The sequence below is a fragment of the Tenacibaculum aestuarii genome (assembly GCF_964510395.1).
GTDB classification, from domain to species: Bacteria; Bacteroidota; Bacteroidia; order Flavobacteriales; family Flavobacteriaceae; genus Polaribacter; species Polaribacter aestuarii.
In genome coordinates this window covers 511,604-527,259 of the sequence record NZ_CAZEFY010000003.1, presented here as the reverse complement: position 1 = coordinate 527,259, position 15,656 = coordinate 511,604, and the positions used below count along the sequence as shown (strand labels likewise).

The 15,656-nt window shown below is 30.7% G+C and carries 12 protein-coding genes; 8 read left to right on the top strand and 4 right to left on the bottom strand.

Annotation, left to right across the window (positions count from 1 at the left end; all coding sequences use genetic code 11):
• Positions 1–106: 106 nt before the first annotated feature.
• Both ACKTSU_RS08550 and ACKTSU_RS08545 read left to right on the top strand, forming a co-directional pair.
• Positions 107–2,746 (top strand): valine--tRNA ligase, encoded by a 2,640-nt coding sequence (locus ACKTSU_RS08550; protein ID WP_408035967.1) that lies wholly within the window; start codon positions 107–109, stop codon positions 2,744–2,746.
• Between the two features lie 160 nt (positions 2,747–2,906).
• Positions 2,907–6,671, top strand: a complete 3,765-nt coding sequence (locus ACKTSU_RS08545) for a transglutaminase domain-containing protein (protein ID WP_408035966.1) — start codon at positions 2,907–2,909, stop codon at positions 6,669–6,671.
• Between the two features lie 81 nt (positions 6,672–6,752).
• Here ACKTSU_RS08545 and ACKTSU_RS08540 read toward each other — a convergent pair whose 3' ends face one another.
• The 4 genes from ACKTSU_RS08540 to ACKTSU_RS08525 are packed head-to-tail and all read right to left on the bottom strand — an operon-like array spanning position 6,753 to position 9,658.
• Positions 6,753–7,481: a head GIN domain-containing protein gene (locus ACKTSU_RS08540; protein ID WP_408035965.1), complete on the bottom strand. Its 729-nt coding sequence runs from the start codon at positions 7,479–7,481 to the stop codon at positions 6,753–6,755.
• A 21-nt stretch (positions 7,482–7,502) separates the two neighbouring features.
• Complete coding sequence (locus tag ACKTSU_RS08535; RefSeq protein ID WP_408035964.1) at positions 7,503–8,576, bottom strand: hypothetical protein; 1,074 nt, start codon at positions 8,574–8,576, stop codon at positions 7,503–7,505.
• The gene (locus ACKTSU_RS08530; protein WP_028892522.1) at positions 8,563–9,093 is read right to left on the bottom strand and encodes a hypothetical protein; all 531 of its coding nucleotides are present in this window, start codon (positions 9,091–9,093) and stop codon (positions 8,563–8,565) included. The genes ACKTSU_RS08535 and ACKTSU_RS08530 overlap by 14 nt, the downstream gene beginning before the upstream one ends.
• Complete coding sequence (locus tag ACKTSU_RS08525) at positions 9,083–9,658, bottom strand: RNA polymerase sigma factor (RefSeq protein ID WP_408035963.1); 576 nt, start codon at positions 9,656–9,658, stop codon at positions 9,083–9,085. The genes ACKTSU_RS08530 and ACKTSU_RS08525 overlap by 11 nt, the downstream gene beginning before the upstream one ends.
• 201 nt (positions 9,659–9,859) lie before the next feature.
• On the opposite strand from ACKTSU_RS08525, the gene ACKTSU_RS08520 reads away from it, so the two are divergent.
• The 6 genes from ACKTSU_RS08520 to ACKTSU_RS08495 all read left to right on the top strand — a co-directional run bounded on the left by ACKTSU_RS08520 (position 9,860) and on the right by ACKTSU_RS08495 (position 15,596).
• The gene (locus tag ACKTSU_RS08520; protein ID WP_028892520.1) at positions 9,860–10,717 is read left to right on the top strand and encodes a hydroxymethylglutaryl-CoA lyase; all 858 of its coding nucleotides are present in this window, start codon (positions 9,860–9,862) and stop codon (positions 10,715–10,717) included.
• Positions 10,718–10,723: 6 nt separating this feature from the next.
• Positions 10,724–11,530 (top strand): hypothetical protein, encoded by an 807-nt coding sequence (locus ACKTSU_RS08515; RefSeq protein ID WP_408035962.1) that lies wholly within the window; start codon positions 10,724–10,726, stop codon positions 11,528–11,530.
• A gap of 37 nt (positions 11,531–11,567) precedes the next feature.
• A complete protein-coding gene (locus ACKTSU_RS08510; protein ID WP_408035961.1) occupies positions 11,568–13,127 on the top strand; it encodes a bifunctional metallophosphatase/5'-nucleotidase in 1,560 nt (519 codons plus the stop codon).
• 136 nt (positions 13,128–13,263) lie between these two features.
• Positions 13,264–14,466, top strand: a complete 1,203-nt coding sequence (locus tag ACKTSU_RS08505) for a hypothetical protein (RefSeq protein WP_408035960.1) — start codon at positions 13,264–13,266, stop codon at positions 14,464–14,466.
• A gap of 98 nt (positions 14,467–14,564) precedes the next feature.
• A complete protein-coding gene (locus ACKTSU_RS08500) occupies positions 14,565–15,101 on the top strand; it encodes an FMN-binding protein (protein WP_408035959.1) in 537 nt (178 codons plus the stop codon).
• Complete coding sequence (locus ACKTSU_RS08495; protein WP_408035958.1) at positions 15,102–15,596, top strand: hypothetical protein; 495 nt, start codon at positions 15,102–15,104, stop codon at positions 15,594–15,596.
• Positions 15,597–15,656 lie beyond the last annotated feature (60 nt).

The window sequence follows — 15,656 nt, the reverse complement described above, 5'->3', positions numbered from 1 at the left end:
ATTTTCTGTACCTCATAGATAGTTGTATTTTTGCTAATCAATTTTCAAAAACAATGCCAAAAGCTAATTTATTAGCAAATAAGCAAAACAAGATATTTTAACACATATGAATATTCCATCAAAATACAATTCTAAAGAAGTAGAAGGTAAGTGGTACGATTACTGGATGAAACATGATTATTTTCATTCTGAAGTAGATGAAAGAGAACCATACACAATAGTAATACCTCCACCAAACGTCACAGGAGTGTTGCATATGGGACATATGTTAAATAATACTATTCAAGATGTATTAATTCGTCGTGCTCGTTTACAAGGAAAAAATGCATGTTGGGTTCCAGGTACAGATCATGCTTCGATTGCTACAGAAGCTAAAGTAGTAGCGAAGTTAAAAGAGCAAGGAATAGATAAAAACGATTTAACTCGTGAAGAGTTTCTAGAGCATGCTTGGGAATGGAAACATGAGTATGGAGGAATTATCCTTGATCAGTTAAAAAAGTTAGGAGCTTCTTGTGATTGGGAACGTACTGCATTTACGATGGATCCTGCATTGTCAGAATCAGTAATTAAAGTATTTGTAGACTTATATAATAAAGGACTAATTTACCGTGGATTCCGTATGGTAAATTGGGATCCTGAGGCAAAAACTACACTTTCTGATGAAGAAGTAATTTACGAAGAGCGCCAAGGAAATTTATACTATTTACAGTATGATATTGTAGGTTCTGATGAAAAAGTAACTATAGCAACTACCCGTCCTGAGACTATTTTAGGAGATACAGCTATTTGTATCAATCCTAATGATGAGCGTTTCACGCATTTAAAAGGAAAGAAAGCAATTGTACCTTTATGTAATCGTGAAATTCCAATTATTGAGGATGAATATGTTGATGTTGAATTTGGTACAGGTTGTTTAAAAGTAACGCCTGCGCATGATGAAAACGATAAGGTTTTAGGAGATAAGCACAATTTAGAAGTAATTGATATTTTTAATGAAGATGCTAGCTTAAATTCATTCGGATTACACTATGAAGGAAAAGACCGTTTCGTAGTTCGTAAAGAAATTACCAAAGAATTGGAAGAGAAAGGCTTTTTAGTAAAAACAGAAGTTCATATAAATAAAGTAGGGACATCTGAAAGAACGAAAGCAGTAATAGAACCAAGGTTATCAGATCAATGGTTCTTAAAAATGGAAGAGTTGGTAAAACCAGCTATAGAAGCTGTGCTAGGAGAAGATAGAGAAGTGAAGTTGTTCCCAAGAAAATTTGAAAATACATATCGTCACTGGATGGAAAACATTCGTGACTGGAATATTTCACGTCAGTTATGGTGGGGTCAGCAAATTCCTGCTTATTACTTCGGAGACGGAAAAGAAGATTTTGTAGTTGCTGAAAATGTTGAGGATGCAGTTAAATTAGCTCAAGAAAAAACAGGAAACTCTTCGTTGTCAGCGTCTGATTTAAAACAAGATCCTGACGCGTTAGATACCTGGTTCTCTTCTTGGTTATGGCCAATGAGTGTTTTTGATGGAATTCGCAACCCAGAGAATGAAGAAATCAAGTATTACTATCCAACGAATGATTTAGTAACGGGTCCAGATATTTTATTCTTCTGGGTAGCTCGTATGATTATTGCTGGATATGAATATAAAGATGCACGTCCGTTTGAAAATGTATACTTAACAGGGTTAGTTCGTGATAAGCAACGTAGAAAAATGAGTAAATCCTTAGGAAACTCACCAGATGCTTTAAAATTAATTGAAGATTTTGGAGCTGATGGAGTACGTGTTGGATTGTTGTTAAGTTCTGCTGCAGGAAACGATTTATTATTTGACGAAGATTTATGCCAACAAGGTAAAGGGTTTGCAAATAAAATTTGGAATACATTCCGTTTAATTAAAGGATGGGAAGTTGATGAAAATTTAGCACAACCTGAAACAGCTAAAATAGGATTAGCTTGGTATGAGTCTAAGTTTGATAAAGTGATGTTAGAAATTGAAGACCACTTTAGTAAGTATCGTTTATCAGACGCATTGATGGCTATTTACAAATTAATTACTGATGATTTTTCGTCTTGGTTATTAGAAATTGTAAAGCCGGGGTATCAACAACCGATAGATGCTAAAACGTACAAAGTTGTAATAGAGGTGTTAGAAAACAACTTAAAAATATTACATCCTTTCATGCCTTTCTTGACAGAAGAAATTTGGCAACACATCATAGAAAGAACTCCAGAAGATGCGCTAATTATAGCTAAATATCCTGCAATTGGAGAAGTGAATGAAGAGTTGATTACCAATTTTGAATTTATGACCGATGTGGTTTCAGGAATTAGAACGATTAGAAAAGATAAAAATATTTCGTTTAAGGACGCTATTGAATTAGCTGTGGTAAATAACGAAAACTATACTAAAGATTTTGATGCGGTAATTCAAAAGTTAACCAATGCTTCTGAAGTTACTTATGTATCAGATAAAGTAGAAGGAGCTGCTTCATTCCGTGTGAAGTCAAACGAATATTTTGTTCCAATTTCATTAGATACAATTGATGTAGAAGCTGAAATCACAAAATTAAACGCCGAATTAAAACGAGCAGAAGGTTTCTTAACAGGAATTCAAAAGAAATTATCTAACGAGCGTTTTGTAAGCAATGCACCAGAGCAGGTGATTACGTTAGAACGTAAAAAAGAGTCAGACACCTTAGCTAAAATTGAAACGATTAAAGCGAGTTTAGCTTCGTTGAAATAAAGAAAGTAACTCTTGATAAATAAAAAATCCGCTGTTTGTAAACAGCGGATTTTTTTATGATTTTTTAGGTTATTATCTTCTATTTACTTAGGTTTGGAGCAGTTTCAAAAAATGCTATATTTAAAAACCTACTATGATTTATTATTTTACCTACTCAAGAATGAAAAACATATTTACTTGTATGTTTTTTCTATTTCTTTCTTTAACTGTATACGCGCAAAAAAACCTTGAAATATGGAATGCTTTATTAGAGAATAACCGGGATAAGGCACTTAGCTTAGTAAATAAGCTAAATTATGAAGATGATGTTGAGAATCTAATTCTGAAGAAACTAGTAGAAATGGAGAATGGTAATATGCGTAGTGACCATGAACTATTGAAGCAAATATCTAATTATGAGAACTATGAAAATTATATGTTTTCTAATTGGACAATGAATTACTTTTTTAGTGATTATTTCGATATGGGTTTTAATTCTGAAACATATGAGTCACCTCAGTTTATAGATGCTTCTAAAGTAAAGAATACAACAGTGAAGAATGGGGTTTTTTATTTACAATCGATAACTAAAAGAAACCTTAAAGATTGGGGGTCTTATACTATGTTAATGAATAATATTAATGCTGTAAGAGATTGGGAGCATTGCGGTGTTTTTGAAAATTTAAATTCTAGTGGTATAGATATGCCTTATCCTCCAGAAGAGGAATCGTCGAATAAAGTGGTTTTTGACGCTCAAAGTAACGGAGATGCACAATGGTATAAATCACCAAACAATTCAGAAGTATATAATTTGTTTACTAACCACTCTGAATATGGGGCAGGAGTTCATTATGCTCAAACATTTATTGAGTCTTCAGAAGATCAAAGAGTTTTAGTAAAGTTAGGTAAAGGAGGGTTAATTCGTTTTTGGATTAACGATGTATTGGTTTTAGAAGATGATGATCAGTATAATACAGAATTAGACGCTTATACTTATGAAGTAAATCTCCAAAAAGGAGTTAATAGGTTTTTAATAAAGTTGGCAACAAATGGAAGTAATCCATATTTTATTTTAAGAATGGAAGACTTAGAAGGAAAGCCTTTAAAGAATTATAAGACATCGTTTGTTAATAGAAATTATAAAAAAAGTAGTGTAAAAGAAGTAGACCCTAAACTAATTCCTCATAGTATAGAGAAGTATTTTGAGGAAAAACTTAAAAATCCAGATTACGACACTAATTTGACAAAATTTAATTTGTTCCTTACTTATTATAGAAATGGAAGAATAAATAAAGCAATGAACCTTTTAGAAGATTGGTATGAGAAACATCCTAAGAGTTCATTGATACGAACTTGTTTAGCGGAGTGTTATAGTGTAAAAGGGGATGATAGTGCTTTAAAAAGAATACAGGATAATTTAAAAAGAGAAGATCCAAATTACTACATGTCTTCTTTTTTAGAGTATCAAAAATTTGACGACTTAATGAGGTTAGATATTGAGGCATATGAAAAGAAAATGAAAAAACTTAAAAACTCAATTAATTATCCATTTATTGAAAAAGTATCTGATTTCATGATTTTCTTACGTCGAGAAAATAAGTTAGAAATGAAAGAGAAGTTAAAAGAGTTGCTAGAAGACAAAACATTACCATCAAGTATGAAATCTGTTTTTTCTGAATTTTACACTAAACTTTTTAATGATGACAAAGCCACAATAAACACTTTAGAAAAATATAATAAATCAGAGTTTAACTCAGAAGTTATAAAGTATTTAGGTTACTATTATAAAAAACAAAATAGAGTTGAAGAAGTAGTTGATTTGTATACTGAGGTTATAAACAGGTTTAGTTATGATAATGATTTTTTATATATATTAATTCAATTACTTCATGATACAAATCAATATAAAAGGTCTTTACCTTTTATAGAACGAGGAATTGAAAACTATCCAAATTCATATGCTTTTATAAAGGCAAAAGGAGATGCTTATGTTCAATTAGGAAAGAAAAAAGAAGCCATAAATTTATATAAAATAGCTCTAGATAGAAGTCCATCAGATCATAAATTGAGAAAAAAAATTAATGATTTAGAAAATAAGAAGAATGTACTTGATGAATTTAGTTTAAAAGATGCTTATGGATATATTAATCAGAATAGAAATAAGAATACCACAAATAATTATGGTATAAATACATTATTAAATCAAGTAACGGTCTTAAGTCATAATAGAGGAGGGGGAGAATTTCAAGAAACTTTTATTCAGGAAATAACCTCTTTGAATGGTGTAGATATTTTTAAAGAATATGATTTAGGCTTGTCGGGAGATTATCTAATAAAGAAAGCAGAAATAATAAAACCTAACGGAGAATCTATTCCTGCCGATCGTAATGGAGCTAACCTTGTTTTTTCTGGGTTAGAAATAGGAGATGTTGTCTATGTAGATTACGTAACAACTTACTCAACTTATGGTAGGTTTTATAAAGATTATATTTTAAGCCATGGGTTTAAAGGGTATCATCCTATTTCCAAAAATATTTATAGGCTCTTAACTTTAGATAAAGAAGTAAATCAAGTAGTAAAGAATGGAGATCTTAAGTATCACACATATAAAAAAGGAGATTATTATGTTCATGAATGGGAACTAAATAATGTGCCTGGTATTCCAATAACAGAAGACTATATGCCAGCTTTTAACGATGTAGTAACGAGATTAAGTGTTAGCTCTATTGATTCTTGGAATGATATAGCTTCTTGGTATTCTGATATTGTTAGAAAGCAGTTAAAAGTAGATAAAAAGGTAGAAGAAGTATTCAATGAAATATTTATAGATGGATACAAGCAATTATCAGAAAATCAAAGAGCAAAAAAGATTTATTATTATATAACGGACAATTTAAATTATAGTCACGTAAGTTTTAGACAAGGAGGGTATGTACCACAAAAACCATCAAAAACAATAAAAACTAAATTAGGAGATTGTAAAGATTTTTCATCTCTATTTTTAGTTTTAGCAAAAAAAGCGGAGTTAGATGTAAATATGGTTTTAATCCTTACTGCAGATTATGCTAAGAACCAACTATTGCTTCCAAGTACCGATTTTAATCATTGTATTGTTAAGGTTAAAATAAATGGAGAAGCTCAATTTTTAGAGCTTACAGATAAGCATTTACCATTTAAATCGTTACCAATGTCTCTTCGTGAAGCAACTGCTTTAGAAATTCCGTATGATAACTCTAATAAAGTTGTTAAAGGTTTATTTAAACTAAACAATGTACTTAGAGAAAAAGCAAAATTTATGAGTATTACTGACTTAAGTTTACATAAAGAAGAGTCAGATATTAAGTTAGAAACACAAGTTACTGGTCATTTAGCATCTTATTATATCGATGTTTTAACAAATAAAGAAGGTGAATTATTAAAAGATGAACTTCATCAAGAGATTTCTAATAGAACGAGCGAACCTGTCAAATTTAAAGATGTTGAAAAAATAGAGATAAATAAAGACAAAGGAACTGCTTCATATAAAATGAAATTAACTTCAGATATAAAAATAAACAAAGTAGCAGGTTTACAAACGTTTAAAGTACCATATTTTTTAAACCCATATAATAATTTAGTTATTCAACTAGATAAACGATCATATCCAATTGATTATAGGCAATATGAAAATTCAGATTATTATAGAGAAAAAATAATTGTAAGACTTAATGAGAATGAAGAGTTTGTAGGCTTACCAGAAAAAAATACTTATAGTTTTAAAGACCATAGTTATTCAATCTCTTATAAGTTAATTAAGAAAAACCTCTTAGAAATAGATATTGAATCTAGTGTATCTTCTGATTTAATTACTCCTGAAGATTATATGCAGTTTAAGGATTATGTAGAAAAAGTTTTAGATACTAGAGAAACCCTAATTGCTTTTAAAAGTGTAAATCCAATAGATTAGTGTTGTTTAAAAAAGAATAAATAAAAAAATCCGCTGTTTGTAAACAGCGGATTTTTTTATTGTAGTTAGTTTATACTGAGTTTAGTTTTTGTCAACAACATCTCCAGAACCTAAAGAGTTGCTGTCTATTTGGGTTGGATTTCCTTTGTAGTAAATATTTCCAGATCCAACGACAGTTGCTTTAATTTTATTTTTAACTGAAACTTGCACATCACCTGATCCTGCAATACTTGCTTTTAAAGAATTAGTGTCTAATTCGTACGCTTTCACATCTCCAGAACCTCCAATAGAACATTTTAAATAGTCAGTTTTCCCTTTTAATTTAATGTTTCCAGAGCCTCCAATTGACGTCTTAACAGTGTTGGCATCTACATTGGCTACAATATTTCCAGAACCTCCAAGGGCGAAATCTACTTCATCAGCTTTAATGCGTTTTTTGGTAATTACATTTCCTGAACCACCCAAAGAAACAGACTTAAGGTTTTCAAAAGGAACTGTAATTGTTAATTTCTTAGTCATGCGAATATTGGTGTTGTCTTTAAAACCAAGGTGAAGTTTTCCGTTTTTAACTTCAGTTTCAACATATTTTAAAACATTTTCTTCTCCTTCAATTGTTAATTCACCTTCAACACCATCAACTAAATAAACATCGAATGAACCTCCTAGACTTACTTTGTCAAAAGAACCGACATTTCGTGTTTCTGTAGTAACTTTTCCGTTTCCTCTTACTTTTTTAGTATTCCACCAACTTTGTGCTTGAGATTGTAAGCTGAAAGTAAGGGTAAGTAAGATAATTGCTAATTTTTTCATAATAATATAATTTTAAGTTGGTTAATCATTTAGTTTTAAAGAAACACCACCATAGTTAGATTTAATGGTGATCTTTGAATTCGAATTTCCTTTACCAAAAGTACCTTCATAGTATTTTTTAGATGTTTTTTTGATGCTTTTGTATAGTTCTACATTGTTGTCAGGATACCCAAAACTAGCATAAGATAAATCGATGTTGAAATTAAAGTTGTTATTGCTATTGGTTCCTAATTTGATGCTAGCGTAGTTTCCATCAATAGTAATGTTATCAAATCCTTTAGCAATGTTTTGAACTCTAATTCCGCCATAATCGCTATTAATTTTCAAGTTCTTTTTAAGTGTACCTACTTTAACACTAGCATAATCAGAATTTCCAGTTAAGTTAGAAATTTCTCCTACAGAAATACTTCCATAATCGCTATTAAATGTAACATCTATAGCTTCGTCAATTTTTATGGTTGAATAATCTGCACTTACTTTTAAATTATTAGATTTTCTAATGTTTAATTTTGAATAATCAACATTAAGGTTTCCTGATTTCATGTAATTGATTTCAGAAGTACCGCAATAATCTAAACTAATATTGTTGTTGCTGTTTAATAATTGGTCGATTTGAATTTTACCATAATCACAGTTAATATTCGATTTTCCTTCAAGCTCGTCTAATAAATAGATGTTACCATATTTATTGTGTAAGTCGGCATTGTTTGTAATAGGCATTCTTACCGAATAATTAATTTTATAATTGGTGTTATTGCTTCCCCACCAAGACCAAGAAGATTTACTTTTTTCTATAATCGTTCTAGCTTCTACTAAATTGGAAGTAGCTTCAAACTGAATGTCAATGTCTTTTAGTTTACGTTCAACACTTGAAAGATCATCACCTTTTACAGTTATTTTAACATTGATTTCGATACGATTTTCATTCCATGTAGTTACGTTTACATTTCCATATTTGTTGTTAATGTATAGGGTAGCGTTTTTGTTAACGTTAAACGTTTTGCTAATGTTCTTACTTTTTTCGTGTTTTCTATCGTTAGCGATAAGAACGGTAGGAATAAGTAAGAATAAGAAAAGTAGTTTATATAATTTCATCGTCTAATAATTCTAATTTTGCTGGGTTTTGTAATTGCTCTAACTGTAAAAGAAGCCTTTCTAGCACATCTAATCGTTGTTGATAATTTTGTATCATTTCTCGGATGATTTGACGTTTGTTTTCTTTTTTAGAAAGCTCTTTTTCAAGAGAGTTATATTGGTCTTCTAGTTCTTCAATTTCATTTAAAGAGTCTTCAATAATTGTTTCAGTTTCTAAACTTCTAAATTGTTCAACTTCTTTTAGTTCTTGATTAAGAGTTGTAACAAAAAAGTTTTGAGCCTCAGCCATTTTAGGTGATACATCGGCTAGAGTATACGTTTTTTGTTGTTGGTAATTACCAAGATAAAAACCTAACATTAATACAATTGATGCTGCTATACTCATCCAGAAAATTGAAGGTTTTTTATTTCTCTTCGGATTTTCTAGTTTACGCTGAAAACGTTCTAAATGTCCTTGATGAGGTTCAAAAACATCGAAATCATTTTCTTTAAAAAATTGATGTAGTTTATCCTCCATATCCTTGTGTTTTATTAGTATCGTTAACCAATACTTGTTTTAATTTCTTTTTAGCTCTTGATATTGTTGTGCGCACATTTTCATTAGTATAATTCAATATCTGAGCTATTTCTTCATAATCATAGCCTTCAATTAAGTTTAAAGTCAATACAATTCTGTAATTATCTTTCAAACTTTGCAAACAACTTAATACTCTTTGTACTTCAAGAGAGCTATAATCTATTTCAACTTCTTCGATTTCATAATTAGGAATCACATCCATTTTAACTTCATCATATCGCGTTACCTTTTTTAGTTGGGTTAAACTTTTATTAATAACGATTCGCTTTAACCAAGCACCAAAAGTAACTTCTCCCTTAAAAGAATTTAATTTTGTAAAAGCAGTTAAAAATGCTTCTTGAATTAAATCTTCAGCCTCGAATTCGTCTTTTAAAATACGATACGATGTGTTATACATAGCTTTATAATAGTTCTGATACACCTGCATTTGTGCAGTGCTATCGTTTTTCTTACAGCGTTCGATTAGTTGGTTGATATGTGTTTTCTGCGACTCCAATGAAATCATTCTATACTAGAGACAATTTAGCTTTTAAATTGTGACAGTTTGTTTCAATAAAAATAACTTTTTTTATAAAAAAGGGTGTTTTTTTATAAAGTTGATGTGTAAGTTACTGGTATTTAAACGCTTGTGAGGTGAGTTTTTTAGCGTGGGTTTGCAGTAGTCTTAACTAGAGAAAATGAACCAAAATTATGTATATTTGACACAATGGTTAACAGTGTTAAAATTATTGAATGCCCAAGAGATGCAATGCAAGGAATTAAAAGTCATTTTATTCCTACAGAGGCCAAGGCAAAATACATCAACTCACTGTTAAAGGTGGGGTTTGATACGATAGATTTTGGAAGTTTTGTATCACCAAAAGCAATACCTCAAATGAGAGATACCGCAGAGGTTTTGTCAAAATTAGATTTATCATCTACTACAAGTAAACTTTTAGCGATTATAGCGAACGTACGTGGTGCAAATGATGCATCACAGTTTGAAGAAATTGATTATTTAGGATACCCTTTCTCAATTTCTGAAAACTTTCAAATGCGTAATACACATAAAACAATAGAACAATCTATTGATACGTTAAAAGAAGTTTTAACGATAGCTAATAGAACAAATAAAGAAGTAGTAGCGTATTTATCGATGGGGTTTGGGAATCCATATGGTGATCCTTGGAACGTGGAGATTGTAGGTGAGTGGACAGAGAAACTTTCTAACTTAGGTGTTAAGATATTATCTTTGTCAGATACCATTGGAAGTTCAACACCTGAAGATATAGATTATTTATTTTCAAACTTAATACCTAGTTATCCTCAAATAGAATTCGGAGCGCATCTTCATACAACTCCAACAAAATGGCACGAAAAAGTAGATAGTGCTTTTAAAGCAGGTTGTAGACGTTTTGATGGAGCTATAAAAGGTTATGGAGGTTGCCCAATGGCAAAAGATGAATTGACAGGTAATATGCCTACAGAAAAATTACTGTCGTATTTTACCGCAAATAAAGTTGAAACCAATATAAAACCAATGAGTTTTGAAAGTGCATACAATAAAGCACTTGAAGTTTTTTAAAAGATTATGAAATTAATACATATTATTTTTCTTTTTTTCTTTTTTTCAGCCTTTTCTCAAGCTACAGATAGTGAAAGAATAGGTACATGGAGTGTGAAAAATGGAGAGATAATACGAAATAGATCTAAAAACGATCAACTTGCAATTTATTATTGGAATGAATTTAATAGAATTTTTCCTCAAGAGTTAACCAAAAAATACATCAAGCGAATTGTTTTAATGACGGATGGGCTTGATGAAAAAACAGGAGCTTTGGTGGCCTTGAGTTCAAAAAATGACAAATGGCAACTAGAAATAGACGTTAATGATGTTAACTTTTATTCTAAAGATAAAAAAAGACTTCACGAGTCTGTTTACACTTTAGTGCACGAATTCGGACATTTACTTACCTTAAACAGAACACAAATACGTCCTACTGATAAAAACTTACAAGACGAAGGCGAGTTGTATTTAACTCTAGAAGGAGAAGCATATAAAAATAGTTACATAAATAGGTTTGTTAATCTGTTTTGGAAAGGTGCATTGTTAAATCGTTGGGATGTAATTCAGCGTAAATATTGCTATACCGAAGCAAATTGTGTTGAAAAGTTATATGACTTGTATTTAAACAATCGTACAGAATTTTTAACAGATTATGCTGCAGAAAGTCCAGAAGAAGATATTGTAGAAAGCTGGACGGCTTTTGTACTAAGACCTAAGATTAAAAAACCTAGAACGATCGCACATAAGAAAATCAACTTCTTTTACCAATTTCCAGAATTGGTGGAATACAGAAGAATGATTCGACAAAACACACGTCAATATCTTCATTAGAATTTGTAAATTTGGTTTCTTTTTAAAGTAAAATCAAATGAAACAGATTAGAATTTTTTTAGCACTTTTTATCACATTTTTTATAGTTAGTTGTAACACAAATAAAAAAACGGCTAACACTTCTACAAACAAATATCAGTTTACAAAAGATGCTGATAAAACCTACTTTACAATTCTTCAGTTAAACGATGTCTATGAAATAGCTCCAATACAAGGAGGTAAATATGGTGGAATGGCTAGGGTAGAAACTGTACATCAAGATTTACTTAAAGAAAATGAGCAAACAATGTTAGTGTTGGCAGGAGACTTTTTATCGCCTTCTTTAATAGGAACCATGAGTCATAATGGTGAACGTGTTAGAGGCAAGCAAATGGTAGAAGTAATGAATGCAATGAATTTTGATGTGGTTGCTTTTGGGAATCATGAATTCGATTTAAGTTATACACATTTACAAGCTAGATTGAACGAAAGTAATTTTGAATGGATTTCTGCAAACGTTTTACATAATATAAATGGTGAATACTCATATTTTCATAAAACTATTGATGGAGAAAAGCAAAGCTTAAAAGATTCTTACATAAAAGAATTTGTAAATCCAGATGGAACAAAATTAAAAGTAGGTTTTATCAGTGTTTGTATTCCTTCTAACCCTAAGAGTTATGTACACTATGGCGATATGTACGAAGAAATAAAGCGAGCATATAATGAAATTAAAGACAATGTAGATATAGTTATTGGCTTAACTCATGCTTCGTTAACGCAAGACAAAGAGATCGCAAAATTATTACCTAATGTACCTTTAATAATGGGAGGACATGAACACACAAACAGCTACGATAAAGAAGGAGAGGTAGTAATTGCGAAAGCTGATGCAAATGCTAAAACGGCTTATATCCACAGATTTGAATATGATCCTGCAACTAAGAAAACTCAATTTAAATCAGAGTTAAAAGAGATCAATGACTCAATAGCTTCAAATGAAAAGGTACAAGCTGTAGTTGATAAATGGCAGGTTGTTTTACAAAATAAAATTCAAGAAGTAGTTTCCAATCCTTATGAAGTATTATATACAGCTAAAGAACCTCTTGATGCAAGAGAAAGTACTATTAGAAGTGTACAAACAAATATGGGGAAGATTATTGCAGAATCTATGAGTTTAGCTTACAATAACGAAGTTGACTGTGCACTTGTAAATGGAGGTTCTGTTAGAATAGACGACATATTAGCAGGAGATATTAATGCTGTTGATATTTTTAGAGTTTTACCTTATGGAGGTGAGGTTTTAAAAGTAGAAATCAAAGGAAGTTTATTGAAAGAAGTATTAGACTTCGGAGAAGCAGCTTCAGGAACAGGAGCTTATTTACAACGATTTAATGCTAAGAAAGAAAATGAAGAATGGATACTTAAAAATGGTAAACTTGAAGAAGATAAAGTCTATACAGTTGCCTTTTCAGATTACTTATTAAGAGGACTTGATATACCTATGCTTTCAGATAAAAGTGAAGGGGTTATAAGTATTTATACACCTAAAAATGATGAAATAGCGTACGATATTCGTAAAGCCATTGTTAATTTTTTTAAATGGGAGCAAGCTTAACAGCTTGCTTGTTAAGTAAATACTAAAAACTGTTAAAAATTATTTAAAATAAATCTTAATAAAATTTGTTAGATTAATTATCTCTACTAATTTTGCGGTCGTAAAACAAAAATAGTTTAAAATTAATCTAAATAAAATGAAAAAAGTATTTTTCGGTTTATTAGCAGGAGTATCATTATTTGCATCAGCGCAAACGGCTCCAAAAGATAGTATTCCAACTAACCCGCAAACACAGCAAAATGCTGCACAACGCCTTTTATCTTCAAACTTAAGTCAACAAGGATTAACAGTTGGAGGTTATGGTGAAGTTCATTTAAACAGAGCAACAGGAAAAAATGCAAATTTAGATGTGCATAGAGTTGTAATGTTATTCGGTTATAAGTTTAACGAAAGAACTCAATTTATTACTGAAATTGAATATGAGCATGTAAAAGAAGTTTATATCGAGCAAGCTTTCATTCAGTATGGTTTAACTGATAACTTAAATGTAAGAGCTGGTTTAATGTTAGTACCAATGGGTATTGTAAACGAATATCATGAACCAACTACATTTAACGGAGTTGAAAGACCAAGTATGGATAAAGCGATTGTACCAACTACATGGAGAGAAATCGGTTTAGGAGTATCGGGTAAGTGGGATGAAGCTTCTTTACGTTACCAAGCGTATATGTTTAACGGATTCAATACAGGAACATATGACGCAGCTACAGGTACTTATACAGGTAAATTAGGAGGAGAAAACGGTTTACGCGGTGGTCGTCAAAAAGGAGCTGAATCTAAAATGAACAACATTAATTTCTCAGGGAAATTAGATTACTATGGAGTACCAGGTTTACGTTTAGGGTTATCAGGATATTTTGGTAGAACACAATCTGATAACGCAATTGAAGATATTGATGGAGCAGATGTAGGAGTTGCTATGTTAGGTTTAGATGCTCGTTATGCATACCAACGTTTTACAGCACGTGGTCAGTTTATACATGCTAGTTTATCAGATACAGAAGCATACAACACGTTATATGAAACAAATAATTCTGATGATGCTTTAGGAAGTGAGTTACAAGGTTGGTATTTAGAAGCTGCTTATAACTTATTACCAATGACTAAAAAGCAACAATTATATGCTTTTGCTCGTTACGAAGATTACAACACACATGCTGCAGTAGATGGTGGTATTAGCAAAAACTTAGCTTACGACCGTGATGAGTGGACGTTTGGTTTAACGTATAAAGTAGCTCCAGGAGCTGCGTTTAAAGCAGACTACCAATTAAAGAATAATGCAGTAGTAGGTAGCCAAACAATTAAGCAATTAAACTTAGGTTTCGGAGTTTGGTTCTAATGTAACCTAAAACATATTAAACTAAAAAACGAATCAAATTATATTAATTTGGTTCGTTTTTTGTTTTTTATTTAGACTAATTCTAATATTTTTGTAGCATGAGAAAACAACTATTATTTCCTTTTGTACTGTTTATAGCTTCTTTTAGCTTGTTATCATTTGTAATTCCTAAAAATATACAAAAGAAAGTAACTAAAGAAATTAGTAAAACTTTTGAGGTAGAGACTTTTAGTCTAGAGGAAATAAAGATTTCAAAAGAGGTAAATGATTTATTAGTTCGTAAAATTGAAGGGGATAAGCTCTTTAAAATTGTAGTAAAAGAAGAATTAATAGGTTATGCTTATGTAGATAAAGCTCCGAGTAAAACAGATGAGTTCGATTACTTAATTTTGTTAGATAAAAACTTAATTATAGTAAAAACTAAAATATTGATTTATCGAGAAGATTATGGAGGAGAAATAGGTAGTAAGCGTTGGTTAAAGCAATTTAATGGTAAAACCTCTAAAGATGCCTTACTGTATGAAAAAGATATAATGGCAATTTCAGGAGCAACAATATCAGCTTCTTCAATGACTATTGCTGTAAATACATTTCTTCAAAATTTAGCAGTTCTTCATAAAAATAAGGTATTATAAATGCAGATTCACGGAATTATTCATCAGTTTCCTAGAGAAATAAAACATTTAATTGTTGTTTTTGTAGCTGCGTTAAGTATAGGCTATTTTGGAGGACTTTCATTTGTAAATGACACAACCAGTGCGAGTTCTAAAGGAATACAAGAACGTTATTTAGGAAACGAAGACGATGAAGAAGCTACCAAAATGATGTTTAAAAAATCTTCTGGAGAAATAAAAACATTGGTACATAACCATATTTTATCACTTTCAGTAATTTTCTTTCTATTGGCATTAATCCTATCTACTACAAGTATTGGAATGAAACTTAAATTATTTTTAATGATTGAGCCTTTTGTTTCTGTAGTATGTACTTTTGGTGGTATTTATCTAATGTGGACAGGTGTTACTTGGATGAAATATGTAGTTATGGCTTCAGGTTTTTTAATGACAGCTGTGTATACTACTTCTATAATTGTTATTCTTCAGCAATTATATTTTAAAAGGAAATCATAAACTTTTTCAGACTAACTTTCTTTTTTGAGAAAAAAGTATCTTAATTCATAAAATATTACT

Excerpts from the sequence above, each read along its gene's own strand:
- ACKTSU_RS08520 (WP_028892520.1), top strand. The coding sequence starts at position 9,860 with ATGGTTAACAGTGTTAAAATTATTGAATGCCCAAGAGATGCAATGCAA.
- ACKTSU_RS08500 (WP_408035959.1), top strand. The coding sequence starts at position 14,565 with ATGAGAAAACAACTATTATTTCCTTTTGTACTGTTTATAGCTTCTTTT.
- ACKTSU_RS08525 (WP_408035963.1), bottom strand. The coding sequence starts at position 9,658 with ATGATTTCATTGGAGTCGCAGAAAACACATATCAACCAACTAATCGAA.
- ACKTSU_RS08495 (WP_408035958.1), top strand. The coding sequence starts at position 15,102 with ATGCAGATTCACGGAATTATTCATCAGTTTCCTAGAGAAATAAAACAT.
- ACKTSU_RS08505 (WP_408035960.1), top strand. The coding sequence starts at position 13,264 with ATGAAAAAAGTATTTTTCGGTTTATTAGCAGGAGTATCATTATTTGCA.
- ACKTSU_RS08540 (WP_408035965.1), bottom strand. The coding sequence starts at position 7,481 with ATGAAAAAATTAGCAATTATCTTACTTACCCTTACTTTCAGCTTACAA.
- ACKTSU_RS08550 (WP_408035967.1), top strand. The coding sequence starts at position 107 with ATGAATATTCCATCAAAATACAATTCTAAAGAAGTAGAAGGTAAGTGG.
- ACKTSU_RS08535 (WP_408035964.1), bottom strand. The coding sequence starts at position 8,576 with ATGAAATTATATAAACTACTTTTCTTATTCTTACTTATTCCTACCGTT.
- ACKTSU_RS08545 (WP_408035966.1), top strand. The coding sequence starts at position 2,907 with ATGAAAAACATATTTACTTGTATGTTTTTTCTATTTCTTTCTTTAACT.
- ACKTSU_RS08530 (WP_028892522.1), bottom strand. The coding sequence starts at position 9,093 with ATGGAGGATAAACTACATCAATTTTTTAAAGAAAATGATTTCGATGTT.
- ACKTSU_RS08515 (WP_408035962.1), top strand. The coding sequence starts at position 10,724 with ATGAAATTAATACATATTATTTTTCTTTTTTTCTTTTTTTCAGCCTTT.
- ACKTSU_RS08510 (WP_408035961.1), top strand. The coding sequence starts at position 11,568 with ATGAAACAGATTAGAATTTTTTTAGCACTTTTTATCACATTTTTTATA.